This window comes from Bradyrhizobium sp. WSM1743, from assembly GCF_000473065.1.
Classification (GTDB): Bacteria; Pseudomonadota; Alphaproteobacteria; order Rhizobiales; family Xanthobacteraceae; genus Bradyrhizobium.
In genome coordinates this window covers 110790-134305 of record NZ_AXAZ01000012.1, presented here as the reverse complement: position 1 = coordinate 134305, position 23516 = coordinate 110790, and the positions used below count along the sequence as shown (strand labels likewise).

Here is a 23516-nt window from a genome sequence, read left to right as displayed (position 1 = left end):
AGAAGTTGAGGGGTGAATTTCCGATGCAGGTACTAGAAGGCGCGGCAGCCATGGCGATAGACCCGGCGGTCGCGGATACCGAGGTGATGACGACGAAAGCAGCGGCAAGCGATGCGCTGCTGCCCGTCCTGCTGCCGATCGCGAGTGGAGAGGCGATGGCCGACGCCGCGGATGCAGTGAGATCGGACGAGGTGCGTGGCCTCCTGGCCGCAATCCGCCGGCTCGCGAGTATCGTCGAGGAGGAGACGGTCGCGCTCGCGACGGGGCAGAAGATCGATTTCGACGACTTCAGCGCCCGGAAGAGCCGGAGCATGCTCGAGTTCGTCCGCCTGATGCGGGCGCGGATGCATCTCGGCGGCGAAGTCGAGATCACCGAGGAGATTCAGCGGCTACGGGAGAAGCTCGAGCGGAATCGTTCAATTCTGGAAATGCACTACGACGCGGTACGTGAGGTCGCGAGCATCATCGTCAAGGCGGTCAAGGAGGCCGAGTCGGACGGCACCTATACCGGTCGCACAGTGCAGGACGGAAAATGATCAGACTGGTGCTGGCCGGACTCTGGGTGTGCATCCTCACCGCGGGCACGAGCTATGCCGTCGCCTATTGGAAGGAGAACGGCAGCCTGCTGCCGGCGAAGGACGAGTATCTCGACGGGTTGCAATATCAGAAGACGCGGGCCCTGAGCGTGCCCATGGTCGAGAACGGCAACGTGCAGGGCTACATCGTCGCGCGCTTCGTCTACACCATGGAGGCGCGGACCATGCACCAGCTGAACGTTCCGCCGGAGCCGTTCGTCGTCGACGAGGCCTTTCGCAGGATCTATGCCGACGAGCGTCTCGACTTCAGGAAGCTCGCCCGTTACGACCTCTCCATTCTGACGACGGCGATCAAGCAGCGCGTCAACGAGCGGATGCAGGCCGACATCGTCCAGGACGTCCTGGTCGAGGACTTCAACTACGTGTCCAAGGAAGAATTCCAGCAGAAGCCGTAGAGCGTGAGGCGCATCCTTCGAGACGCCCGCCTTTGGCGGGCCTCAGGATCAGGGCGGAGTGTGCGGCGGCGGCAGCCTTAAGCCTTAACAGGCATCGCTGCCACTTTGCCTCGTCCTGAGGGACCACGAAGCGGTCGTCTCGAAGGATGAGGCGTGCGCTCAGGCCCGTCGGGCCTTAAAGTGCTTTCGAGCGAAGTGGGTGCCTTCGGGTCTCTGCCTCTGAAAATGCAAACGGCCTCCGCGAAGCTTCGCAGAGGCCGTTGCCGGTTTCGTGGCAGTGTCTTGCCGTCAGTTTCCGGCCGGGTATGCCGCCGGGGCAGCATGCGCCCTGTTCAGGAGGATGCCGACGTCGTCGAGCTCCTGCACCGGCTCGTCGAGGGTCTCGCCGGCCGGGATGTTGAGGCGGTATCCGACGTAACGCCGGGCCACGATCGCGTCGAAGCCGAGGCGGTCGCGGAGCTTCTTGCGCAGCTTGCTGACGTGACTCTCGATCACGCTCTCGTCGAAGGTGGACTCGAAGATGCCGTAGACCGCGTTGAAGATCTGCGTCTTGGTGATCCACTTGCCGTGGTTGGCGACCATATATTCGAGAATGCGCAGTTCGCGGCGGGGCAGGGTGAGGGCGTGGCCCGCGATCTCGGGGTCACGGCCGTTGAAGAAGACCTGGATCCTGCTCTCGCAGGGCCTCGGTAGCTCGCCCACCCGGCGGCGCGCGATTGCGGCCGTTCGGGCGAGGATCTCGCGCAGGTGAATCGGCACGTGTACGACGTCGTCGACGCCCGATTCGAACAGCTCCAGCGTGTTCTTGAGCATCTTCTGGCCGCTCATGGCGATGATGGGCGCCGAGGAGCGCTTGCGCATCGCCCGCGGCAGGCTTCCGCGGGCATCGCAATCCCCAAGGAGAAAGGCGTCTACCGCCGCCAGATCCGATTCACTCGCAGATTGCAGCCAGTCCCAGAATTCTCCGGAGGAGAAGCCGATCGACGATACACCTTCGCGAACGAGCCCTCCGACGTAGCTGTTCGCGACGCTCTCGCGATCATCAACGATAATATACATCAGTCTTTCGCCCCTGTTTCGCACTTGTTGCGGCCGGTTGGTTGTTGTGATGCCCCGGCTCGGCAACGATGCTGTTTGACGACATTCCTTCCCGCGAACCGTTGTTATGGTTTCGATATTCGCGGGCAGCCCTACGCATTCAGTGCCTGTGTCTTACAGGCCTGCTACTTCGACTCGATACTGAAACGCTTACTGCGTGAGGCTCGGCGGGTGTCTTACGGATCACCTCGCGGAGCGGATTGAGAAACGACCTAGAACAGTTGCGCCAAGTTGCTCATCGCGTCCGAACACTGCTGAACTGTGTCGATCTCCTCGCCAACTGGCGAGAATCACTTGAGTAGGACCGTAACAATTGCCGATTTCCGATCAAGCGTGCGTAAGAAAGCGATTGCTACACGGGCTTGATGCTGTTGATTCGTTTCAGGTTGTTTCTTGATGTATTCAATCGCATCAGTTGATTTGGATCTTTAACTAGTTTTGCATCGTTCCGGTTGTAAAGTTCCGCATCCCCGTAGAATTACAGCTATTTTGAGTGGTGCTCCGGGTCACGCATATCGAGGGGTTTTCAACCCCGGATTGACCCCGGAGCTCGGTTTTCCACATGCGACAATTTGACTCATGTTCGTGCGGCAACTCCAGCTTGGTGAAATCTTGGCGAGTGTGTGTCTTTCGAGTCGCACTATCGCCACGTGTATGGCGCGATTGACTCATGCGGCGTCGCATCGCGACGATGAAATGTTTTTCGATGCGCAGTTTCGGGCAAGCTTCGCCAAATAACGTCACCGTTCGACAGATCGAAACGAACGGAGCATTTTCACATGTTGTCCGATGGACAAGCTCGTCCCAACGCGACCGCGGATGCCTCCGCGGCGGCGAAGCCTGCTCCGGAGGCGAGCGATACAAAGGACAATACGACGCGAGCGACCAAGCGGGCTGCGAGCGCAAAGCGTGTATCGGCCGCGGCGAGCGACGAGGCTCTCGCGAAGGAAGCTCTTGAGGGGCTGAAGCGCATTCGTGCCAAGGCCCGTCTCGACAAGATGGCGATTCCAAAACCTGCGCCGACCGTGATCAAGCCGGCGGTGATCGTGGCGAAGCCGCCGCCACCCCGTCCGACATGGGTCGCGCCGCTCGCAACTCTGGCGGTCGCTGCCATGTTGGTGGTTTGCGCCTGCACCGGCGTGATCGCCTATCTCACCACCCAGCCCGCTCAGAACAACGCTGCAGCCAATGCGGAGATCAGAATTCTGCGTGAGACCGTCGCGCAACTGCGCAAGCAGGTGTCGGGCGTGTCCGAGAATCTCGACGGCTTGCGCACCGCGGTCGATCAATCGAGCAAGGTGACGAATGATCGCTTCGGCAGGTTTGCCGAGAACCTGGACCGGATCGAGCGGGTGAGCTCGTCCTCCACAGTGAAGCTCGACAAGCTCGCTCAGGTACAGGCGCAGGCTCCCGCGCCGGCAATGGCGCAATCGCAGCCCGTGTCACAGCAAGGGCCGATGATGGCGTCGGTCGCAGCGCCCGAATTCACGGGATCAGTGCCTGCGCCCGAGCGTGCGCCTGTGCCGCGCAAGACGATCAAGGGCTGGTCGGTCCGCCAGGCCTATGAGGGCATTGCGATCCTGCAAGGCCCGAACGGCGTCATCGAGGCCGTGCTCGGACAACAGGTGCCCGGTCTTGGCCGCATCGAAGAGATCAGGAACGAGAACGGGCGCCTGGTGGTGGAAGCCGGCGGCGGCGTCATCTATTCGTCACGCAAGGCAACGCCTTGATCGAGCCGTCCTCTATTGACGGTGATGCTCGAAGCTGGTGCATAGCAGATCGACCTCCGCCTCCGCGATCGGCGCGCGAAACAGGCGGCAGCTGAACTCGGCGGTCGTCTTGCTGTCTGTGGTGGTGCGATCTTCCCGCAGGAAGATGCACCGCTTGCAAACGTCGGTGTGGTGCCGCTGCTCGGCAGCATCCGAGTGGTCCAGCACGTGCCGGAACGTGTCACGGAAGCGGATCTTGACGTCGTCGCCAAGGCCGGCAATCGCCTCGACGAGAACGTTGACGGGGTCGCGCACCAGGAACTTCTTGCCCTGCTGCGTTACGCTCAACATCACCGATCGCTTGTCCGTGGCCGAGCGCTTTCGTTCGAGATAACCGAGCCGCTCGAGCTCGCCGATGATGAAAGAGGCGGTGCCGCGCGTGGTGCCGACGTAGCTCGCCAGCGCCGACGGCGTTCGGGAAAACCGGTTGGCGCGGGAGAGGAATCGCAGCGCCATCCATTCGCGGTCGCGCAAGCCGTGCTTGGTGCCTTCGAACCACAGAATTCGCGCGACCTGCTCCAGCAGTTCAATCGATTCACGAGCCAAATTCATTTCAGTTCCAGGTCGGATAAACGTTTACTCAATTGAGCCTTGGGTAGCGCAATCTCAGCGGATGAGAATGAAACGCGCCTGCGCTCCGTCGTCCGTTGCCGGGCGGCCGATCGCGCGTCGGGGAAGGAGCCTCTCCGTTTCCGGAGATGGAACTTCCGGCCGTGGAACTAGGGTGTCACGAAGAAAGTTCGAGTAAATCGCGTGGCTCAGATCTTCCGAAAATTTCAATCAAATGACGACGGTTCGCACGAGAATTGGCGATGGCGTGCGATGCGCGAGCAACATGATGTGTCATTGTCGCCGCCGCGATTGCCATTTGTTGCGGTTGAGCCTGTCGAGTGCGCGAACAAGAGCATTCCATGCGACGTCTGACGGACCGGCCGGCAGGAAAAGAACCGCATTTTTCGGTTAATGGATGTTGCGATGCAATGCAGCTAGAGGGTTAAGTTCGGCACGCGCGATCCAGGGAATGTCGGAGTGTCGTTGGGAATCCAGCGCCGTTCAACGCCAGCCGTGTCGCGTTGGCCGCCACTCTCGGCAACATCCTCGAATCCTTCAAGCAGCCGCGGCTTGCGCGATCGCCGGCCGTCGTGGCTTGGCGTGAAAGCGAGCGTGCTCGCAGGCTGGTGACTTGCGTTCCGCCGGCAACTATTGGCGAATGCGTCGCCTCCGGGGGATGGCAATCAGCAGGAAGGAATGGACCAATGAGCTTCGAGACCACCATGACGCCCGACGTCGTCGGGCTGACAAAGAACGCCCCGGTCTCGCGCCGCGGATTCATGAGTGCCACTGCGGCCGTGGCGGCAGGGTATACGCTTGCGGCCGGGCCGGTGCGCGCCGAGGTGGTCACGACCGACACCAATGGTCTTGGGGCTGGCGATGCCAGGATCAAGGTCGGCTCCGAGGAGATGCCCGCCTATCTCGCCCGGCCCGCCGGCAACACCAAGGCGCCGGTGATCATCGTGGCGATGGAGATCTTCGGCCTGCACGAATACATCAAGGACGTGACGCGGCGCCTTGCCAAGCTCGGTGCGTTCGCGGTCGCGCCCGACTATTATTTCCGCAAGGGCGTCGATCTGACCAAGGTCTCGGACGTCAAGGACCTGCTGCCGGTGGTGAATGCGAAGCCGGACGCCGAGTCGTTGTCCGATCTCGATGCGACGGTGGCATGGGCAGGATCGCAAGGCGGCGATACTACCAGGCTCGGCATCATCGGCTTCTGCCGCGGCGGCCGCACGGTCAGGGAGTATGCCGCCCACAGCGGCGCTCTCAAGGCGGGCGTTGCCTTCTACGGTACGTTGGTCGATCCTGCCAATCCGCTGTGGCCGAAGAGCCCGATGCAGCTCGCGCCCGAGATGAAGGCGCCGGTGCTCGGCCTCTACGGCGGCGCCGATACCGGCATTCCCGTCGCCCAGGTCGAGCAGATGAAGGCAGCGCTCGAGCAGAGCAAGAAGACGGCCGACTTCAAGATCTACCCCGAAGCGCCGCACGGCTTCCATGCCGACTATCGCGGCAGTTACCGCAAGGACGCCGCGGAAGACGCCTGGAAGCGGGCCGAGGCTTGGTTCAAGAAGTACGGCGTCTTGAGCTGACGCTGGAGATCAAGAGGGCGGCGCGGACCGCGAAGCGGTCGTCTCGAAGGACGAGGCGCGCGCTCAGACCGCCCGAAGGCGATCTGCATTTGCTCTGGGCCTTTCCGGCGCTTCGGCGGCGCCTGCCTGCTATCGTCCTTCGCCTGCGCGCCACAGTGCGTCGAGGCCGTGTCGATAGGTGGGGTGGGCCAGCGTGACGCCGAGCTCGCGCTTCAATTTTGCGTTGGAGACACGCGCGCTGCTGGCATAGAAGCTGCGGGCCATTGCCGACATCTCGGCAGCCGCGAACTCTTCTTCAGGCGGCGGTGCAATGCCCATCAGCTGCGCGGCATAGGTGATAACGTCCTGTGGCGGCGCAGGCTCGTCGTCGCAGACGTTCCAAACGCCGCCGCCCGGGTGATGAACAGCGGCCATGATCGTGCTCGCGATGTCATCGACGTGGATGCGGTTGAAGACCTGTCCGGGCTTGATGATGCACCTCGCCGTCCCCGCGCGCAGCGTCGCCAGCGCATTGCGGCCGGGACCGTAGATGCCGGCGAGCCGCAGGATCACGGCATTGCCGCGCGCCGTGTCCATCCAGGCCTGCTCCGCAGCAACCCGCATGCGCGTGCGGTCGAGGGCTGCCTGCGGCGGCGTGCTCTCGTCGACCCATGCACCGCCGTGATCACCGTACACCCCGATGGTGGAGAGATAGACGATCCTGCGACGGCTCCCCTGGAGCACGTCGCCGAACGCCGCGATCGCGGGATCGCCGGTGCTGCCGGGCGGGATCGACACCAGGAGGACATCGGCGTCGTGAACTCGTTGCACCGTTTCGCGCGAGGGACGGCTACCCGAAAACGGATGCGCCTCGAGGCCGGCGAGATCGTTCCGCTGCGCGGGGTCGCGCACAGTGCCGGCGACATGCGAGAAGCTGTCGCCGTGTGTGCGGACGAAGTGCCGGGCACTGTAGCCGAGGCCTAGGATGAAGAGCCGCATGCGTCTCCCGTGCAGGTCTGAGTTCCCGTTCGCGCCAGCCGCGCCTTTCGCTCATAAGAGATTTTTGGGTCCGGCAAAAGATATTGCGATTTGTCTCGCCTGCCACTTCGCGGGATGCTCGCTCGTCAGAGGTAGGTCGGGAGGCAGACGTTGTTGGCGACCGGGTCGATCACGCAGGCGGAGGCACCCGCGACGGTGCGATGCGACGCCAACGAGCTGATCCGGCGCGCGGTCGCGCTGATCTTCGATATCGACGGCACCCTCGCCGAGACCGAGGAGCTGCATCGGCAGGCCTTCAACCTTGCCTTCGCCCGCCACGGTCTTGACTGGCAGTGGGACCGCGCCGTCTACAAGGACCTGTTGCGGGTCACGGGCGGCAAGGAGCGCATGCGCGCCTACCACAAGAGGCTGGGGACCGCTCCGCCATTATCGGACATGGACATTGCAGAGCTCCACCGCATCAAAACCGCGCATTATGCCGAGCTGTTCGAGACCGGCTGCTGTCCCTTAAGGCCCGGCGTGACGGATCTGCTCATTGCGGCGAGGGCGCGGGGCCAACGGCTTGCAATTGCGACCACCACCTCGCACGGTAATATCGACGCGCTGCTCTCGCAGGCGCTGGGCAAGCGCTGGGCCGCGGATTTTGAGGCGATCGTCGCCGGCGATGATGTCAGGCACAAGAAGCCTGCGCCGGACGTCTATCTCGAGATCCTGGCGCGGCTGAAGCTGGGCGCCGCCGAGTGCGTTGCGATCGAGGATTCCGCCAACGGCCTGGTCGCGGCCTCGCGCGCCGGCATCCCGGTTCTGATCACGCGCAGCATGTTCTTTGCGGACGATGACTTCACCGCGGCGCGGGTCGTGCTGGATGATCTGTCGGACCTCGGGATCGCCAAACAAAAAACTGAAAAACAACCCCATGCACAGTAGATCACGCTCGCGTGATCGTCGCCCTTCAGTGGACGCGGTGACTGGTCCTATCGTCCTCGGCTTGCTCGACAATCTGCGCGATCGGGCTGGACTGATGGTGCACCAGGCGCCAGTCGTCGCCGACGCGGCGAAAATGGTTGGCGGCGGCCAAGGCGGTGCCGTCGACGATCTCGATGCAGAGCACGCGGGCGCTGTCGCCGTCGACGATCGCCTGCGGCTCTGCGCAGACGATCTGCGGCCGCTGCGGGTTTTGCAGGATATCGCGCCAGCTTCCGATCACTGTGGCGCGCCCGATGATGGCCGGCCAGCCGGGATGGATGCAGGAAATGCGGTCGTCATCCGCCCACATCCGTTCCATGCCGGCGAAATCGCCCGTTGAGAACGCGGCGTAGAAGGCCGCGTTGGCGGCGATGACCTTGGTGTCCTTTCCCATCGCTCTCGCGTGAGCCAATGACAGGCAAAAATCAAGCGCGACTTCCGTCGATTTTGGCCGCAGTGCAGCATCCAAGATGCTGCCCACTTTGTGCTCACGCCGAGACGTGCATTGCTACGGCCTGCCGCGCGCCATCCTTGTAGAGGCGGCCGAGCGCCGCCGTGACGGCCTCGCGCAGGCGCGGCTCGGCGCCGAGCGGGCCGTACACCTTTGCCACACCGAGCAGTGCGGGCGCGAGCCGCTCGGCAACAGGTCCCGCCTCGCGCGCCAGCGCGGCGAACTCGCCGGCGAGTGGATCGCGCACGTCGATCGGTCGGCCCTTCTCGTCGAGGCCGGTGACGTAGCGCATCCAGCCGGCCACCGCGAGCGCATGCGTTGCGATCGGCAGGTTCCTGGCAAGGCGATCCTGCATCGCGCCGAGCAGCCGCTGCGGCAGCTTCTGCGAGCCGTCCATCGCGATCTGCCAGGTGCGGTGATGCAACGCCGGATTGGCGAAGCGCTTCAGCAGCGAGGCGCGATACGCGGCGAGATCCGTGCCTGATGGCATGGTCAGCGTTACCGCGGCCTCTTCCATCACCTGCGCGGCAAGGCGCGCAAAATGCGGATCCTGCATGGTGTCGGCGATGGTCTCGTAGCCTGAGAGATAGCCGAGATAGGCAAGCGCGGAATGGCTGGCGTTGAGCAGCCGCAGCTTCATCAACTCGAACGGCCTGACGTCTGTGACGAGCTCGACACCCGCAGCGGCAAGGTCCGGCCGGCCCGCCGTGAAGCGGTCCTCGACCACCCATTGCGTGAACGGCTCGGTCATGACCGGCCAGGCGTCGCGCATGCCCAGCGCCGATGCGACCGCATCGCGGTCGCGATCCGTCGTCTCCGGCACGATGCGGTCGACCATGGTCGAGGGGAAGGCGACCGCATCCGCGATCAATTTGCCGAGATCCTTCGAGCGCAGCGCGGCGAACTGCGTCACGATCCGCTGCACGGTGTGGCCGTTGGCGGCGAGGTTGTCGCAGCACAGCACGGTGAACGGCGTGGCGCCCAGCGCCCGCCGGCGTGCCAGGGCGGCGACGATGAAGCCGGGTGCCGAGCGCGGCGCATCGAGATTGTTGAGATCGTGCACGATATCGGGATGCCGCTCGTCGAGGTCGCCGGTCTGCGGCGTGTGGCAGTAGCCCTTCTCGGTGACCGTCAGCGAGACGATGCGGGTGGCGGGATCGGCCATGCGCTCGACCAGCCGCGCCGGGTTCTCGCGCGCGACGACGCTGTCGAGCAGGGCGCCGATGACGCGGTGCTCGGTGCCTTCGGCGGCGCGTATGGCAACCGTGTAGAGATGATCCTGCGGGGCGAGGGCGTCGCGCGTGTGCGGGCTGCGCAGGCTGGCGCCGACGATGCCCCAGGACGTGGCGCCGGCGGCAAGGCAGTCATCGATGACAACCGCTTGGTGCGCGCGATGAAACGCCCCGAGGCCGAGATGCACGATGCCGGGCGTGACGCGCGAACGATCATAGGCCGGGCGGCGGATGGCTGGCGGCAGCCGGTCGAGATTGGCGCGGCCAAGACGCATCGAACTCTGGCGCATGGTCGTCTCTCCCTGTGTTTGGCCGCTGCTTGACATGGCGCCCGTCCTCGGTCAATGCTCCGGTCAATTGGTAAGACCAATTTTCCAAAATTGGCGGGCCGCGGGCGTCTCGGGAGGCGCTGCGCGAGACCCTTTCGGGAGGACCAGCGTGCCGCTGGAAGCTGTGGAGGCGAGACGGCTCTATCGCCAGGTCGCCGATCAATTGCGAAGCCTGATCGACAGCGGCGAGTACGCGGTCGGCAGCCGCTTGCCGACCGAGCGCGAGCTCGCCGAGCAGCTCAAGGTGTCCAGGCCGACGGTGCGCGAAGCCTTGATCGCGCTCGAGGTGGAGGGCCGCCTCCGCATTCGCGTCGGCTCCGGCATCTATGTGATCGAGCCCGCCGCCGTCGCCGCGCCCGCACCCGCGTCCGTCATCGAGGGGCCATTCGAGCTGCTGCGGGCCCGCGAATTCCTGGAAAGCGCCATTGCCGAGCAGGCCGCGCGCGTGGCGACAGAGGATGACGTCGCCCGCATCGATGCGTCCCTGGTCGCGATGGAGAACGTCGAGCATCCCGGCGAAGCCTCGATGGTGCACGACCGCGCGTTCCATGTCGCGATTGCCGGAAGCCTCGGCAATGCCGTGCTGGTGCGGGTGGTCGGCGAGCTGTTCGACCAGCGTCTCAATCCCTATTTCGCGCAGCTCGCACATTATTTCGAGAGCCCGGGCACGTGGCGCACGGCGCTCGACGAGCATCGCGCCGTGCGCGACGCGATCGCGGCGCATGATCCGGCCGCCGCGCGTGAAGCCATGCGCGCTCATCTGGCGCGATCCCAGGAACGTTTTGCGCAGAATTTCGGTGCCGAGACCGCGGCGGGACCGGCTTCGGGGCAAAGCCGCACGGTGCGATCGGCGGCAAAACCGTCGAAACCGAAACATGCGCCGAAGAAGAAGCCAGCCGCGAGCAGCGGCGCGCGGCGGCGATGAGATTGGGCGGCCCGCATCCGCTTCGGACGCGGGCGAACAAGAAGCAGACTTGAACGATGGAGGAAAAGTCGATGTTGAAGAAGATGACGATTGCCGCGGCGATCTCCGCCGCCACGCTGCTGGCAGCGACCAGCGCGAGCATGGCGCAGACCAAGCTCAAATGGGCCCACGTCTACGAGACCTCGGAGCCGTTCCACACCGCATCGGTCTGGGCCGCGCAGGAGATCGGCAAGCGCACCAACGGGCGCTACCAGATCGAAGTCTATCCGGCCTCCCAGCTCGGCAAGGAAGCCGACATCAATCAGGGCCTGTCGCTCGGTTCGGTCGACATCATCATCTCCGGCTCGAGCTTCGCAGCCAAGAGCTTTCCGCCGATCGGCGTGACCTATTATCCCTACACCTTCCGCGACGCCGATCATCTGCTCGCCTACACCAAGAGCGACATCTTCAAGGAGCTCGCCAAGGGGTACGAGGACAAGAGCGGCCACCATATCGTCGCGGTGACCTATTACGGCGTGCGCCAGACCTCGTCGAACAAGCCGATCAAGACCTGTGCCGACATGAAGGGCCTGAAGATGCGCGTGCCCGACGTTCCGGCCTACCTCGCAATGCCGCGCGCCTGCGGCGCCAACACCGCGCCGATCGCGTTTGCCGAAGTCTACCTCGCGCTCCAGAACGGCACGGTCGAGGCGCAGGAGAATCCGCTGACCACGATCGAGGCCAAGAAGTTTTACGAGGTGCAGAAGCACATCGTGCTGACCGGCCACATCGTCGACCACCTCAACACCGTGATCGCCGGTGCGCTCTGGAAGAAGCTCAGCGACGAGGACAAGAAGATCTTCACCGACGTGGCGCAGGAGGCAGCAGCCAAGGCCACCGGGGAGATCAAGCAGAACGAAGCCAAGCTGGTCGCCTTCTTCAAGGAAAAGGGGCTGACCGTGACCGAGGTCGACAAGAACGAATTCCGCGACACCGTGCTGAAGAACGTCGCGTTCGAGACGTTCGGCTATCGCAAGGCTGATTGGGAGAAGATCCAGGCGGTGAAATGACTAGCCCCGTCGTTCCGGGGCGACGCGTCAGCGTCGAACCCGGAACCTCGAGATTCCGGGTTCGGCTCTCCGGGCCGCACTTTGCGCGATCCCGTCGAGCCGCCCCGGAATGACGACTGAGATGCTTGAGGAGTGCCCCCATGTCCACCGCCGAAATCCACCGGCAGATCACCGCGGACGAGATCGCCCATACCTTCGAGGAGGAGGCGACGCCGAAGGTCGATCTCGGCATCTACGCCTTCGAGGACTGGGTGGCGCTGGCGATCTTCTGGGTGATGGCGCTCGCCGTCTTCCTCCAGTTCTTCACCCGCTACGTGCTCAACGACAGCTACGCCTGGACCGAGGAGATCGCGACCTACTGCCTCATCGGCGTGGTCTTCATCGGCGCCTCGATGTGCGTGCGGCTGTCGCGGCACATCCAGGTTGACCTCGTCTATCGCTATCTGCCGCATCCAGTAGGGCGCGTGCTGTCGACCGCGATCGACCTGATCCGGATCGCCTTCTTCGGCTACGCCACCAAGCTGGTCTGGGTCTATATCCAGATCATCGGCGACGAGCAGATGACCACGATCAATTTTGCCAAGAACTACGTCTATTACGCCGTGCTGCTCGGCTTCGTGCTGATGTTCGCACGCTCGGTGCAGGTGGCGCTACAGAACTGGCGGCAGGGCTACTCGGTCCTCGAACGTCCCGGTGCCTACGACGGATCGGAAGGATAAGACCATGCTGCTCTTGCTCGGAGGCTTTCTGATCCTGATGCTGCTCGGCGTTCCCGTGGCGATCGCCATGGCCGTGTCGTCGCTGCTCTACATCCTGGTCAGCGGCGTAACACCCGACGTCACGTTGGCGCAGCGCATGATCGCTGGTGTCGAGAGCTTTCCGCTGCTTGCCGTGCCGTTCTTCATCCTGGCCGGCAACCTCATGAACATCGCCGGCGTCACCGGGCGCATCTACAAGTTTGCGGTCGCTCTGGTGGGGTGGATGCGTGGCGGCCTCGGTCACGTCAACATCATCGGCTCGGTGATCTTCTCCGGCATGTCCGGCACCGCGATCGCGGATGCCGCCGGTCTTGGCACCATCGAGATCAAGGCGATGAAGGACCACGGCTACTCCACCGAGTTCTCGGTCGGCGTCACCGCGGCCTCGGCGACGCTCGGGCCGATCATCCCGCCGTCGCTGCCGTTCGTGATCTACGGCATGATGGCGAACGTCTCGATCGGCGCGCTGTTCCTCGGCGGCGTCATTCCCGGCGTCGTCCTGACGCTGTTCATGATGGCCACCGTCACCTATTTCGCGCACAAGAACAAATGGGGCAGTGACACGCCGTTCTCCTGGCCGCAGCTCGGCTCGGCCGGCCTCGAGATATTGATCGTGCTGTCGTTCCCGATGGCGATCTGGCTGATGGTGCTCGCCGGCCTCTCGGTCAACATGGCGGTCGTGATCGGCCTCGGCACGCTGCTCCTGATCGACTGGTATTTCGATTTCTCGGCGGTGATGGCGCTGATGGCGCCGGTGATCCTGATCGGAGGCATGACGCTCGGCTGGTTCACGCCGACGGAAGCCGCGGTCGCCGCCGTGATCTGGTCGCTGTTCCTCGGCCTCGTGCGCTACCGGACCATGACGCTGCAAACGGTGGCGAAGGCGACCTTCGACACCATCGAGACAACGGCCTCGGTGCTGTTCATCGTCACCGCCGCCTCGATCTTCGCCTGGCTGCTCACGGTGTCGCAGGCGGCGCAGATGCTGTCGGACTGGATGCTCAGCATCACCCACAACAAATGGGTGTTCCTGGCGCTCGCCAACGTGCTGATCCTGTTCGTCGGCTGCTTCATCGACACGACTGCGGCGATCACCATCCTGGTGCCGATCCTGCTGCCGATCGTGCTCAAGCTCGGCATCGACCCGATCCATTTCGGCCTGATCATGACGCTGAACCTGATGATCGGCCTGCTGCATCCGCCGCTCGGCATGGTGCTGTTCGTGCTCGCCCGCGTCGCAAAACTCTCGGTCGAGCGCACGACGGTCGCGATCCTGCCCTGGCTGGTGCCGCTGCTGCTCGCGCTGATCGCGATCACCTACATTCCCGACCTGACCCTCTGGCTGCCAAAATACATGGGACTCTCCAAATGACCTCGACCGCTCTCGCCGCAACCCTGTTCGGCCCCGAAGATCTGCGCATGATCGAGCATCCGCTCGACAAGCTTAGCCAGGGCATGGTGCGCATCCGCTTTGGCGCCGGCGGCATCTGCGGCTCGGACATGCACTATTTCCGCCATGCCCGCACCGGCGATTTCGTGGTGAAGTCGCCGCTGGTGCTCGGCCACGAGATCTCCGGCGAGGTCGTGGAGATCTCCGGCACTGCTGCCAAGCTGAAGGTCGGCGACCGCGTTGCCGTCAACCCGTCGCGCTGGTGCGGCCATTGCGTCGCCTGCCGCGAAGGCCGGCCGAACCTGTGCGAGAACATCTACTTCATGGGCTCGGCGTCGAAGACGCCGCACATGCAGGGTGGCTTCGCCAATTACTTCGACGCAATCCCGGCGCAGTGCGTGAAGATTCCGGACCACGTGTCCTATCAGGCCGCGGCGCTGGCCGAGCCGCTCGCGGTCTGCCTCCACGCGGTCGCCCGCGCCGGCAATATCGAGGGCAAGCGCGGCATCATTTTTGGTGCCGGCCCGATCGGGCTTCTGACCATGCTCGCCGCGCGCCGCGCCGGCATGGCCGACATCACGGTCGCCGACATCGCACCGGCGCCTCTGACGTTTGCCAGCCGGCTTGGTGCCTCGCACGTCGAGAACGTTGCGGGAGGTGAGGAGGGCCTGAAGGCGCAGGCCGCCGCACGTCCTTACGATGTTGCCTTCGAGGTCTCCGGCACGGCTGCAGGCCTTGCCAGCGCGATCGGCATCGTCAGGCGCGGCGGTGTCGTGGTGCAGATCGGCAATCTGCCCGGCGGCCAGATCCCGACGCCCTCGAACGCGGTGATGGCCAAGGAGATCGATCTGCGCGGCTCGTTCCGCTTCGGCTTCGAGTTCATGAATGCGGTGGAACTGATCGGCAACGGCAGCGTCGATGTGCTGTCGCTGGTCACCGCCGAGCGGCCGCTGTCGACCGCGCCCGACGCGCTGCGGCTGGCGCTCGACCGCTCGCAGAGCGTCAAGGTCGTGCTGACCGCGAATTGATGGAGAGATCCATGATGCTGGAGGGATGGCGCTGGTACGGGCCGGATGATCCGGTCTCGCTCGATGATGTCAGGCAGGCCGGGGCGAGCGATATCGTCTCGGCACTGCATCAGGTGCCGATCGGCGAATCCTGGACGCGCAAGGCGGTCGAGGAGCGCAAGAATTTTATCGAGAACGGCCAGCCCGGCCGCTCGCAGCTGACCTGGTCGGTGGTGGAATCGATTCCGATTCCCGACGACGTCAAGCGGCTCGGCGGAAAGGGGACGAAGTCGATCGAAGCGTGGATCGCGAGCCTGGAGGCGGTGGCCGCCAGCGACATCAAGATCATCTGCTACAATTTCATGCCTGTCGTCGATTGGTGCCGCACCGATCTCGAATGGGAGCTGCCGAACGGCGCCCGCGCCATGCGGTTCGACCAGGACCGCTTCGCGGCATTCGAGCTGCATATCCTCAAGCGTCCGGCCGCTGCGCAGGACTATTCGCCCGAGCAGCAGGCGCGCGCGAAAAAGCTGTTCGACCAGATGAGCCAGGCCGATATCGACTATCTCGTCATGGTCATCGCCAGCGCGCTGCCGGGCTCGACCACCGAGCCGATGACCATCCCGCAATTCCGAGACCGGCTGGAGAGCTATCGCGACATCACGCCAAAGATCCTGCGGCAGCATCTCGCCGAGTTCCTCGCGCGGGTCGCGCCGGTCGCCGAGCAGCTCGGTGTCTCCCTGACGCTGCATCCGGACGATCCGCCGCGGCCACTGTTCGGCCTGCCGCGCATTGCCTCCAGCGCGGACGATTATCAGGCGCTGTTCGATGCCGTGCCGTCGAAGGCGAACGGCATCTGCCTGTGCACGGGCTCGCTCGGCGTGCGCGCGGAGAACAATCTGCCCGAAATGGCGGAGCGCTTCGGTCCGCGCATTGCGTTCGCCCATCTGCGCGCGACCAAGCGCGAGGCGGATGGCCTGTCATTCTACGAGTCCGATCATCTCGACGGCGACGTCGACATGATCGCGGTGCTCAAGGCGCTGTTGAAGGAGAACGCTCAGCGCTCACGAGACAAGAAAATCGTGTTCCGCCCGGACCACGGCCACCGCATGCTCGATGATCTCGCCGCCACCAAGCGCACCAATCCCGGCTACACCGCGATCGGCCGCCTGCGCGGCCTCGCCGAACTCCGCGGCGCGATCAGGGCGATCGAGCATCGATAGAGGCCAAAGCTCTGTCGACATCGTCATTGCGAGCGGAGCGAAGCAATCCAGAATCCCTCCGCGGAAAAGACTCTGGATTGCTTCGCTGCGCTCGCAATGACGTGGAGAGAGCGGGGCTTCGCCCCAAGACCGCCTGCTTAGTAACACGCGTCCATCGCGCCGAGCTTCGGGTAGAGCCGGTCGATCGCGGCGATCTCGCTTTTCATCTGGGCGATGATCCAGTCCCGGATCTCGGCGGCGATCGGGCGCATCGCGCGGTTGCGCGGCGGCAGGAACTCGCAGAGACGCCGCGTGGTGGTGAGCCTGTCGGAGGCAGGCACCAGTGCGCCGGTGAGAAGCCAGTGCGAGGCGACCGTCAGCCAGCCGAGCGCGATTCCCTGGCCGAGCAGCGCGGCCTGCACCACGACGGCATAATCGGTGAAGCTCAGCGCCTTGGCTGCGCCGCGGCGCCCGGTGAGGAGCGAAGCGTAATCCGCCGCCCAATCGCCAGGCGTCTCCGCAAGCCGGATGATGGTGTTGCCTTCCGCGGGATCGCTCTCACCAAGATAGCCCGGACTGCACATCGGCAGCATGACCTCCTTCATGATCAGCGTGCCGCCGGACGACGGCTCGTCGCGATCGCGAAAGCGCATGCCGAGATCGACATTCTCGACCGGCCCGCGCAGCGCGCCGGAAATCAGCTGGAAGCGCAGATCGACTTGCGGAAACTGCTTCTGCAGCTTGTCGATGCGGGGCATCAGCCAATGCGTGGTGAAGGCGGAGGAGACCGACAGCGTCACCGTCTCGGTGCCCTTGCGCCGCCGTTCGATTTCCACGAGCCCGCTCTCGATGCTGCGAAAGCCTTCGAGCACGCGGCGATACAAGAGCTCGCCTTCTTCGGTGAGTACCGCGCGTCCCGCCTTGCGGTCGAACAGGCGAACGCCGAGATGCTCCTCGAACTGACCGAGCATTCGGCTCACCGCCGGCTGCGTGACATTCAACTCTGCCGCCGCCGCGGTGAAGCTACCATTGCGCGCCGCCGCGTCGAAGACGAACAGGGCGTTACTGGAAGGCAGCATGCGGCGCAGCTCGGGCATAACGCCATGTTATGAGCCGCGTGAGAATTTGGCAATTGCCGAGTTTTACCAAGTCTGGTGTCATCGGCATGACAGCTTAAAGACTGGGCTTGCGAGAGAAGAGATGGTGCGGTGCACGCTTCGACCGTGAGTGCGTCAGCTCCCCTGTCTATAAAGTAGGCTTATGGCGCGCAGTGAGGCGCGCCGTTGCGGGAATGAGGCGAGGTCGATCGTTGGACAAACGAGCGGAAAGCGTCGAGATCAGATCCGCGAGCAAGGCCTATGGCCCCGTTCGCGCCCTCGACGACGTGTCCCTCAATGTCGGCGCCGGCGAATTCGTCTCGCTGCTCGGTCCGTCCGGTTCCGGCAAGACCACGCTGCTCGGCATTTTGGGCGGCTTCATCCTGCCCTCGTCGGGCAGGATCCTGTTCGGCGGCCGCGACGTCACCTACATGCCGCCGCACAAGCGCGATCTCGGCGTCGTCTTCCAGAACTACGCGCTGTTCCCGCATATGAGCGTCGGCGAGAACGTCGCCTTTCCCCTGCGCGCGCGCCGGCTGCCGAAAGCGAGCTGGCCTGACAAGGTGCGCGCGGCGCTCGCGATGGTCGGCCTTGCCGGATATGAAGAGCGTGGCATTGCGCAGCTTTCCGGCGGACAGCGCCAGCGTGTGGCGCTGGCGCGCGCCATGATCTTCGAGCCGCGCCTGATCCTGATGGACGAGCCGCTCTCCGCGCTCGACAAGCAGCTGCGCGAATCCATGCAGATCGAGCTGCGCGCGCTGCACAAGCGCATCGGCGCCACAATCATCTATGTCACCCATGACCAGCGCGAGGCGCTGACCATGAGCGACCGCGTCGCGGTGATGAAGGACGGCAGGCTGATCCAGATCGACGCGCCCGAACGGCTGCACGATTATCCGGCAAATTCCTTCGTAGCGAGCTTCATCGGGGAGGCGACGATGCTGCCCGTTCGCCGTGTCGATGCGGCCTGCGTCGCGCTCGGCAATGCGCTGCTGCGCAGCGCCCGCGCCATTCCGGATGGCGACGCGCTGATGCTCGCTGTGCACAGCGAGAAACTGCTGATCGACGACGGCGCGCAGGATGCCGCCTGCAACCGGCTGACCGGAACGGTCACCGACGTCGTTTATCAGGGCGAGAGCCTGCGCATCTTCCTCGCGCTCGCCGACGGCATCGCGCTCAGCCTGCGCCAGCCGGCCTACCACCAGGCCTATAGCCGCATTCCACCGCTCGGCGGCAGCCTCACCGTGACGCTCCACCCCGAGGACACGATTGTCGTCCCCAGGGTGGGGGACTGAACTCAGCCTCATCCAACCCGAGAGAAGAAACCAAAATGTCGACCCAAGCCGCGTTCAGCAATTTCAAGGTTCTCACTTTCGACGTCGTCGGCACCTTGATCGACTTCGAGACCGGCGTGCTCGCCGCGGTGCGCAGGATCTCCGGCAAAACGCCGGCCGAGCTCAGCGATGACCAGGTCTTCGAATCCTACAAGCGCGGCCGCGACAAGCATTACGAGCGCTCGAGCGAGGTGATGTTCCACGTCTACCGCTATCTCGGCAAGGAGCTCGGGCTGCCGGCCGACGATGCGTCCTGCGACGCGTTCCAGCTCGCGGTGCTGCGCTGGGGACCGTTCCCGGATTCGATCGAGGCGCTCAAGCGTCTGCGGACGAAATTCCGCCTGGTTGCGATGACCAACGCCGACCGCGTCGCGCTCTCCTGTTACGCGCATGCGCTCGGCGATCCCTTCGACGACACGGTCTGCGCCGACGACACCGGCGTAGCCAAGCCGAATCCGGAATTCTTCGCCTATAACAAAGGGCGCCAGTCCGCCTTCGGCTACAAGCAGTCCGACATCCTGCACGTCGCGCAGAGCCAATACCACGATATCGGGATCGCGCGGAAGCTCGGCTACAAGGTGTGCTGGATCGAGCGCCGCCAAGGCATCGCCGGCTTCGGCGGCACGCCGGCGGTGGAGACGCTGACCAAGCCGGACTTCCATTATCCGACGCTGAAGGCGCTCGCCGACGCCGCGATCGGTCCGGCGGCGTGACGGAGGGGCGGCGGCATGACACGGGACTGGAGCGCGCTGCCATCGGCCAATTCGCTGTGGGAAGCCACGGCGGAGCCGGCGCGCGACTATCCCGTGCTGTCGGGCGATCAGCGGGCGGATGTTGTGATCATCGGTGCCGGCTACACCGGCCTCTCCGCCGCGCACCACATCGCCAAGAGCGGGCTCGCGCCGGTCGTGTTGGAGGCCAACCGCCCCGGCTGGGGCGCAAGCGGCCGCAATGGCGGGGTGATCACGGCAAAATTCCGCCTCTCGTTCCGCGAGATCGATGCGGTGCACGGCCGCGCCATGGCGCGCCGCATGTACGAGATTGCGCATGAATCGACCGACATGGTCGAAGAGCTCGTCAGCGAGTTCGGCATCACCAGCGCCCAGCTCACGCGTACCGGCCAGGTCAAGGCAGCACATAACGAGACGACGCTCCGGGCCGCGGTCGACGAGGCCAACTGGATGACGCGCGAGATGGGCTCCGCCGAGGTCCGCATTCTCGACAAGAACGGCGTGCGCGAGGAGACCGGCTCCGATGCCTTCGTCGGCGGCGTGCTCAATCCCGGCTCGGGCGGCATCCATCCGCTGAACTATCTGCGCGGCCTTGCCGATGGTGTCGCACGCCGCGGCGTTGCCATCTTCCAGGAATCGCCGGTGGTCAAACTCCGGCGGGAGAATGGCGGCATCGTCGCCGAGACGCCGAAAGGCGCGGTTCGGGCGAAGCAGGCGATCATCGCCACCAACAGCTATTCGGATCTGACCGATGCCACCGCCCAGATGCAGCGCACGCTGATCCCGTTCCGCAGCGCCATCATCGCCACCGAAAAGCTGCCGCGCAATCTTGCAGGTCGGCTGATGCCGACGGGGAGAACCTATACCGAGACCAAGCGCATGATGCGCTGGTTTCGCATGGTCGACAATCGCGTGATCTTTGGCGGCCGCGGTGCCTTCGGCAAGCAGGACTCGCAGGCCGCGTTCGACGCCTTGCGCAAGGCGATGGTCGGCATCTTCCCCGATCTCGCCGATATCCCGCTGGCCTACAAATGGTCGGGCCTCGTCGCGATGACGCTAGACTCGGTGCCGCATATCGGCCGGCTCGACGACCGCACGCTGGTCTCGCTCGGCTACAACGGCGCCGGGGTCGCGATGTCGAGCCTGATGGGCCGCTATCTCGCTGCCTTCGTGCGCGGCGAGACGCCCGACGTCGGCCTGCTCGATGTCAGGCGCATGAAGCCCATTCCGTTCTATCCGCTGCGCGAGCCCGCCGTGCGCATGGTCGCCGGCTGGTACCAGTTTCTCGATGCGATCGGTCAGTGAGATCACTTTGGCGATGGAGGAGGCGAGGATGATGACGAAACGGAATTCCGGATTTGGCTATGCTCTGTTGGGCGCGGTCGCGCTCTGCGGCACCACGGCGCAGGCCGCCGAGCAGATCACTTTCGTCTCGCAAGGCGGCGCCTATCAGCAGGCGCAGACGGTGGCGATCCTCGATCCCTCCGCCAAGAAGCTCGGCATCACCATCAACCAGGACTCCATTCCCGATGCCTGGCCCGCGATCAAGACCCAGGTCGGCAGCGGCAAGCCGATCTGGGACGTCGTGGACACCCCGACCGGCTACTGCCTGCGCGGCGGCGAGCAGGGGCTGATCGAGAAGCTCGATTTCTCCAAAATCCCCAACGCCGCGGCGATGCCCGAGGCCTATCGCAGCCCGTATTCAGTGTCCTACGAGTTCTATTCCAGCGTGCTCGCCTACAGCCAGAAGACGTTCCCGAAGGACGCGCCGAACAGCTGGGCGGATTTCTGGGACGTGAAGAAATTCCCGGGCCGCCGGGCGCTGCGCAACCACCCGATCGCCACGCTCGAGGCGGCGCTGATGGCCGACGGTGTCGCGCCCGACAAGCTCTATCCGCTCGACGTCGACCGCGCCTTCAAGAAGCTGGAGGAGATCAAGCCGCACATCACGGTGTGGTGGACCTCGGGCGCGCAGTCGGCGCAGCTGCTCAATGACGGCGAGGTCGACATGGAGATGGCCTGGAACGGCCGCGTCAGCGCCGTTGCGAAGGAGGGCGCAAAGGTCTCTTTCACCTACAATCAAGGCATTCTGCAGAGCACGTCGCTGTGCATCCTCAAGGGTGCGCCGAATCTGAACACAGCGGTGAAATTCCTCAACGAGGCCGTCGATCCCGTGCACCAGGCCAACCTTCCGCTCCACATTGACTACGGCCCCGGTAACCCGAAGGCGTTCGACACCGGCGTGATCAAGCCCGAGCGCGCCGCGCAATTGCCAAGCGAGCCGGCGAATGCGGCCAAGCAGGCGCTGATGTCCTACGCCTGGTGGTCCTCACCCGCGGGCGAGGCGGCCGAGAAGCGCTGGGCGTCCTTCATGCAGAAGTAAGCGAGGCAGCGTTGACGATATCGATGCCAGATCCCTCCCAGAAGCATCAGCGCCGCGAGCACGGCCTGATGCTCGCATTGGTGTCGCCGGCGCTGCTGGTGATCCTGGCTCTGATCGTGCTGCCGGTCGGCTGGCTGGCGTGGCAATCGGTCTACCATGACGGTTTCACGCTGGAGAATTATCGCCGCGTCTTCACCGAAGACGTCTATTGGCGCAGCTTTGCGCTGACCTTCGAGATCAGCCTCGCGGTCACGGGGATCGCACTGCTGCTCGGCTATCCCGTCGCCTATCTCGCCAACGCGGTGCCGAAAGGATGGAGCATCCTCATCCTGTCGCTGGTCGTGCTGCCGTTCTGGACCAGCGTGCTGGTGCGCGCCTACGCTTGGCTGGCGCTGTTGCAGCGCACCGGCGTCATCAACCAGTTCCTGCGCTATCTCGATGTGATTTCCGAGCCGCTCGCGCTAGTCCACAACACCTTCGGCACGGTGGTTGCGACCGTGCACATCCTGCTGCCATTCATGGTGCTGCCGCTCTATGCCACCATGCAGAAGATTCCCGGCGATCTCATGCAGGCCGGCGCCAGCCTGGGTGCGAGCCCATCGCTGACATTCTTCCGCGTGTTCCTGCCGCTGTCGCTGCCGGGCGTGCTCGCCGGCTGCACCATGGTGTTCGTGCTCTGCCTCGGCTTCTATATCACCCCAGAGCTGCTCGGTGGCGGTCGCACCGTGATGGTCTCGATGCTGGTGAGCCGCAATGTCGAACTCTACAACCAGTTCGGGGCTGCGAGCGCGGTTGCCGTGGTGCTGCTCCTGAGCGTGCTCCTGATCTTCTTCGTCGTCAGCCGCTTTATCTCGCTCGATCGCGTGCTGGGGCGACAATGATGCGCACCTCGCCCGCCCGGATGGCTCTTTACGTGATCAGCGCGCTGGTGCTGGTCTATCTGATCCTGCCCGTCCTGATCATCGCGCCGATCTCGTTCTCCAGCGCGCGGTTCCTGAGCTTCCCGCCGCCGTCCTTCTCGCTGCGCTGGTACCAGCAATATTTCTCAAACGCCGCCTGGATGCAGGCGACGCGGGTGACGCTGACGGTCGCGCTGCTGACCGTCGTGATTGCGACCCCGCTCGGGGTGGCCGCCGCCTATGCCATCAGCCAGTCCAAGTTGCGCATCATGCGCATCATCCATATGGCGCTGCTGCTGCCGCTGGTGGTGCCGATCATCATCACCGCGGTCGGGATCTTCTTCGTCTACGCCAAGATCGGCCTGGTCGCGACCATGTCCGGCCTCGTGCTCGCCAACGTGATGCTGGGCTTGCCCTATGTCGTCATCTCCGTGCTGGCGGGTCTGCAGAGCTTCGACCCCTCGCAGGAGATGGTGGCGCGCAGTCTCGGCATGAATCGTCTGCGCAGCTTCTTCGCGGTGACGCTGCCACAGATCAAGTCCAGCGTGATCGCCGGCGGCATCTTCGCCTTCATCTCGGCGATGGACGAGACCATCGTCGCGCTGTTCATCTCCGGCGGCCAGTACCAGCCGCTGACCAAGCGCATGTTCACCGCGCTCCGCGACGAGATCGACCCGACCATCGCCGCGATCTCGACGCTGATGACGGCGGCCTCCTTCATGCTGGTGCTGCTGGCAAGCACGCGGCAGAAGCGGAGCGGGTGAGGATAGCCCACGTCATCGG

23 protein-coding genes are annotated in these 23516 nt (G+C 64.4%); 17 read left to right on the top strand and 6 right to left on the bottom strand.

Features of this window, described 5'->3' with window-relative positions; translation table 11 throughout:
* The first annotated feature begins 23 nt into the window (after nucleotides 1–23).
* Together YU9_RS0110435 and YU9_RS0110430 are read left to right on the top strand one after the other, a co-directional pair.
* Nucleotides 24–536, top strand: a complete 513-nt coding sequence (locus YU9_RS0110435; RefSeq protein ID WP_027572771.1) for a hypothetical protein — start codon at nucleotides 24–26, stop codon at nucleotides 534–536.
* On the top strand, nucleotides 533–991 hold the full coding sequence (locus YU9_RS0110430; protein WP_027572770.1) for a hypothetical protein: 459 nt from the start codon (nucleotides 533–535) through the stop codon (nucleotides 989–991). Before YU9_RS0110435 ends, YU9_RS0110430 begins: the two co-directional genes overlap by 4 nt.
* Nucleotides 992–1279: 288 nt before the next feature.
* Here YU9_RS0110430 and YU9_RS0110425 read toward each other — a convergent pair whose 3' ends face one another.
* The gene (locus YU9_RS0110425; protein WP_027572769.1) at nucleotides 1280–2050 is read right to left on the bottom strand and encodes a response regulator transcription factor; all 771 of its coding nucleotides are present in this window, start codon (nucleotides 2048–2050) and stop codon (nucleotides 1280–1282) included.
* 818 nt (nucleotides 2051–2868) lie between these two features.
* Here YU9_RS0110425 and YU9_RS0110415 point away from each other — a divergent pair.
* Nucleotides 2869–3819, top strand: coding sequence for a hypothetical protein (locus tag YU9_RS0110415; protein WP_027572768.1), 951 nt, complete (start codon nucleotides 2869–2871; stop codon nucleotides 3817–3819).
* A gap of 12 nt (nucleotides 3820–3831) precedes the next feature.
* Here the strand turns inward: YU9_RS0110415 and YU9_RS0110410 are convergent, their stop codons facing one another.
* Nucleotides 3832–4410, bottom strand: coding sequence for a MarR family winged helix-turn-helix transcriptional regulator (locus YU9_RS0110410; protein WP_027572767.1), 579 nt, complete (start codon nucleotides 4408–4410; stop codon nucleotides 3832–3834).
* Between the two features lie 704 nt (nucleotides 4411–5114).
* On the opposite strand from YU9_RS0110410, the gene YU9_RS0110405 reads away from it, so the two are divergent.
* A complete protein-coding gene (locus tag YU9_RS0110405) occupies nucleotides 5115–6002 on the top strand; it encodes a dienelactone hydrolase family protein (RefSeq protein WP_027572766.1) in 888 nt (295 codons plus the stop codon).
* Nucleotides 6003–6131: 129 nt separating this feature from the next.
* On the opposite strand, the gene YU9_RS0110400 is transcribed toward YU9_RS0110405, so the two are convergent.
* Complete coding sequence (locus YU9_RS0110400; RefSeq protein WP_027572765.1) at nucleotides 6132–6980, bottom strand: SDR family oxidoreductase; 849 nt, start codon at nucleotides 6978–6980, stop codon at nucleotides 6132–6134.
* Nucleotides 6981–7130: 150 nt separating this feature from the next.
* Here YU9_RS0110400 and YU9_RS0110395 point away from each other — a divergent pair, with 150 nt between their 5' ends.
* Entirely contained in the window at nucleotides 7131–7907 is a 777-nt protein-coding gene (locus YU9_RS0110395) for an HAD family hydrolase (protein WP_371259136.1), read from the top strand.
* A gap of 25 nt (nucleotides 7908–7932) precedes the next feature.
* Here the strand turns inward: YU9_RS0110395 and YU9_RS0110390 are convergent, their stop codons facing one another.
* Together YU9_RS0110390 and YU9_RS0110385 are read right to left on the bottom strand one after the other, a co-directional pair.
* Nucleotides 7933–8340 (bottom strand): nuclear transport factor 2 family protein, encoded by a 408-nt coding sequence (locus tag YU9_RS0110390; RefSeq protein WP_027572763.1) that lies wholly within the window; start codon nucleotides 8338–8340, stop codon nucleotides 7933–7935.
* A gap of 94 nt (nucleotides 8341–8434) precedes the next feature.
* A complete protein-coding gene (locus tag YU9_RS0110385) occupies nucleotides 8435–9919 on the bottom strand; it encodes a mannitol dehydrogenase family protein (protein ID WP_027572762.1) in 1485 nt (494 codons plus the stop codon).
* A 148-nt stretch (nucleotides 9920–10067) separates the two neighbouring features.
* On the opposite strand from YU9_RS0110385, the gene YU9_RS0110380 reads away from it, so the two are divergent.
* From YU9_RS0110380 to uxuA, 6 genes are all read left to right on the top strand, one after another.
* Nucleotides 10068–10883: a FadR/GntR family transcriptional regulator gene (locus tag YU9_RS0110380; protein WP_027572761.1), complete on the top strand. Its 816-nt coding sequence runs from the start codon at nucleotides 10068–10070 to the stop codon at nucleotides 10881–10883.
* An 83-nt stretch (nucleotides 10884–10966) separates the two neighbouring features.
* Nucleotides 10967–11932, top strand: a complete 966-nt coding sequence (locus tag YU9_RS0110375) for a sialic acid TRAP transporter substrate-binding protein SiaP (RefSeq protein WP_371259138.1) — start codon at nucleotides 10967–10969, stop codon at nucleotides 11930–11932.
* A gap of 140 nt (nucleotides 11933–12072) precedes the next feature.
* Nucleotides 12073–12651: a TRAP transporter small permease gene (locus YU9_RS0110370; protein ID WP_027572759.1), complete on the top strand. Its 579-nt coding sequence runs from the start codon at nucleotides 12073–12075 to the stop codon at nucleotides 12649–12651.
* 4 nt (nucleotides 12652–12655) lie between these two features.
* Nucleotides 12656–14062: a TRAP transporter large permease gene (locus tag YU9_RS0110365; protein WP_027572758.1), complete on the top strand. Its 1407-nt coding sequence runs from the start codon at nucleotides 12656–12658 to the stop codon at nucleotides 14060–14062.
* Nucleotides 14059–15108 (top strand): L-idonate 5-dehydrogenase, encoded by a 1050-nt coding sequence (locus YU9_RS0110360; protein WP_027572757.1) that lies wholly within the window; start codon nucleotides 14059–14061, stop codon nucleotides 15106–15108. Before YU9_RS0110365 ends, YU9_RS0110360 begins: the two co-directional genes overlap by 4 nt.
* Before the next feature lie 11 nt (nucleotides 15109–15119).
* Nucleotides 15120–16310 carry a mannonate dehydratase gene (uxuA, locus tag YU9_RS0110355; protein ID WP_036017217.1) on the top strand — a complete coding sequence of 397 codons (1191 nt, stop codon included), beginning with the start codon at nucleotides 15120–15122 and terminating at the stop codon, nucleotides 16308–16310.
* Between the two features lie 137 nt (nucleotides 16311–16447).
* Here uxuA and YU9_RS0110350 read toward each other — a convergent pair whose 3' ends face one another.
* Entirely contained in the window at nucleotides 16448–17386 is a 939-nt protein-coding gene (locus tag YU9_RS0110350) for a LysR family transcriptional regulator (RefSeq protein WP_027572755.1), read from the bottom strand.
* A gap of 212 nt (nucleotides 17387–17598) precedes the next feature.
* Here YU9_RS0110350 and YU9_RS0110345 point away from each other — a divergent pair, with 212 nt between their 5' ends.
* The 6 genes from YU9_RS0110345 to YU9_RS0110320 are packed head-to-tail and all read left to right on the top strand — an operon-like array spanning nucleotide 17599 to nucleotide 23497.
* Nucleotides 17599–18681: an ABC transporter ATP-binding protein gene (locus tag YU9_RS0110345; protein WP_027572754.1), complete on the top strand. Its 1083-nt coding sequence runs from the start codon at nucleotides 17599–17601 to the stop codon at nucleotides 18679–18681.
* Between the two features lie 35 nt (nucleotides 18682–18716).
* On the top strand, nucleotides 18717–19433 hold the full coding sequence (locus tag YU9_RS0110340; RefSeq protein WP_027572753.1) for an HAD family hydrolase: 717 nt from the start codon (nucleotides 18717–18719) through the stop codon (nucleotides 19431–19433).
* A gap of 15 nt (nucleotides 19434–19448) precedes the next feature.
* Nucleotides 19449–20756, top strand: coding sequence for an FAD-binding oxidoreductase (locus tag YU9_RS0110335; RefSeq protein WP_027572752.1), 1308 nt, complete (start codon nucleotides 19449–19451; stop codon nucleotides 20754–20756).
* Nucleotides 20757–20784: 28 nt separating this feature from the next.
* On the top strand, nucleotides 20785–21834 hold the full coding sequence (locus YU9_RS0110330; RefSeq protein WP_027572751.1) for an ABC transporter substrate-binding protein: 1050 nt from the start codon (nucleotides 20785–20787) through the stop codon (nucleotides 21832–21834).
* Nucleotides 21835–21857: 23 nt separating this feature from the next.
* A complete protein-coding gene (locus tag YU9_RS0110325; protein ID WP_245266334.1) occupies nucleotides 21858–22715 on the top strand; it encodes an ABC transporter permease in 858 nt (285 codons plus the stop codon).
* Nucleotides 22712–23497, top strand: coding sequence for an ABC transporter permease (locus YU9_RS0110320; protein WP_027572749.1), 786 nt, complete (start codon nucleotides 22712–22714; stop codon nucleotides 23495–23497). The genes YU9_RS0110325 and YU9_RS0110320 overlap by 4 nt, the downstream gene beginning before the upstream one ends.
* The last annotated feature ends 19 nt before the right edge of the window (nucleotides 23498–23516 follow it).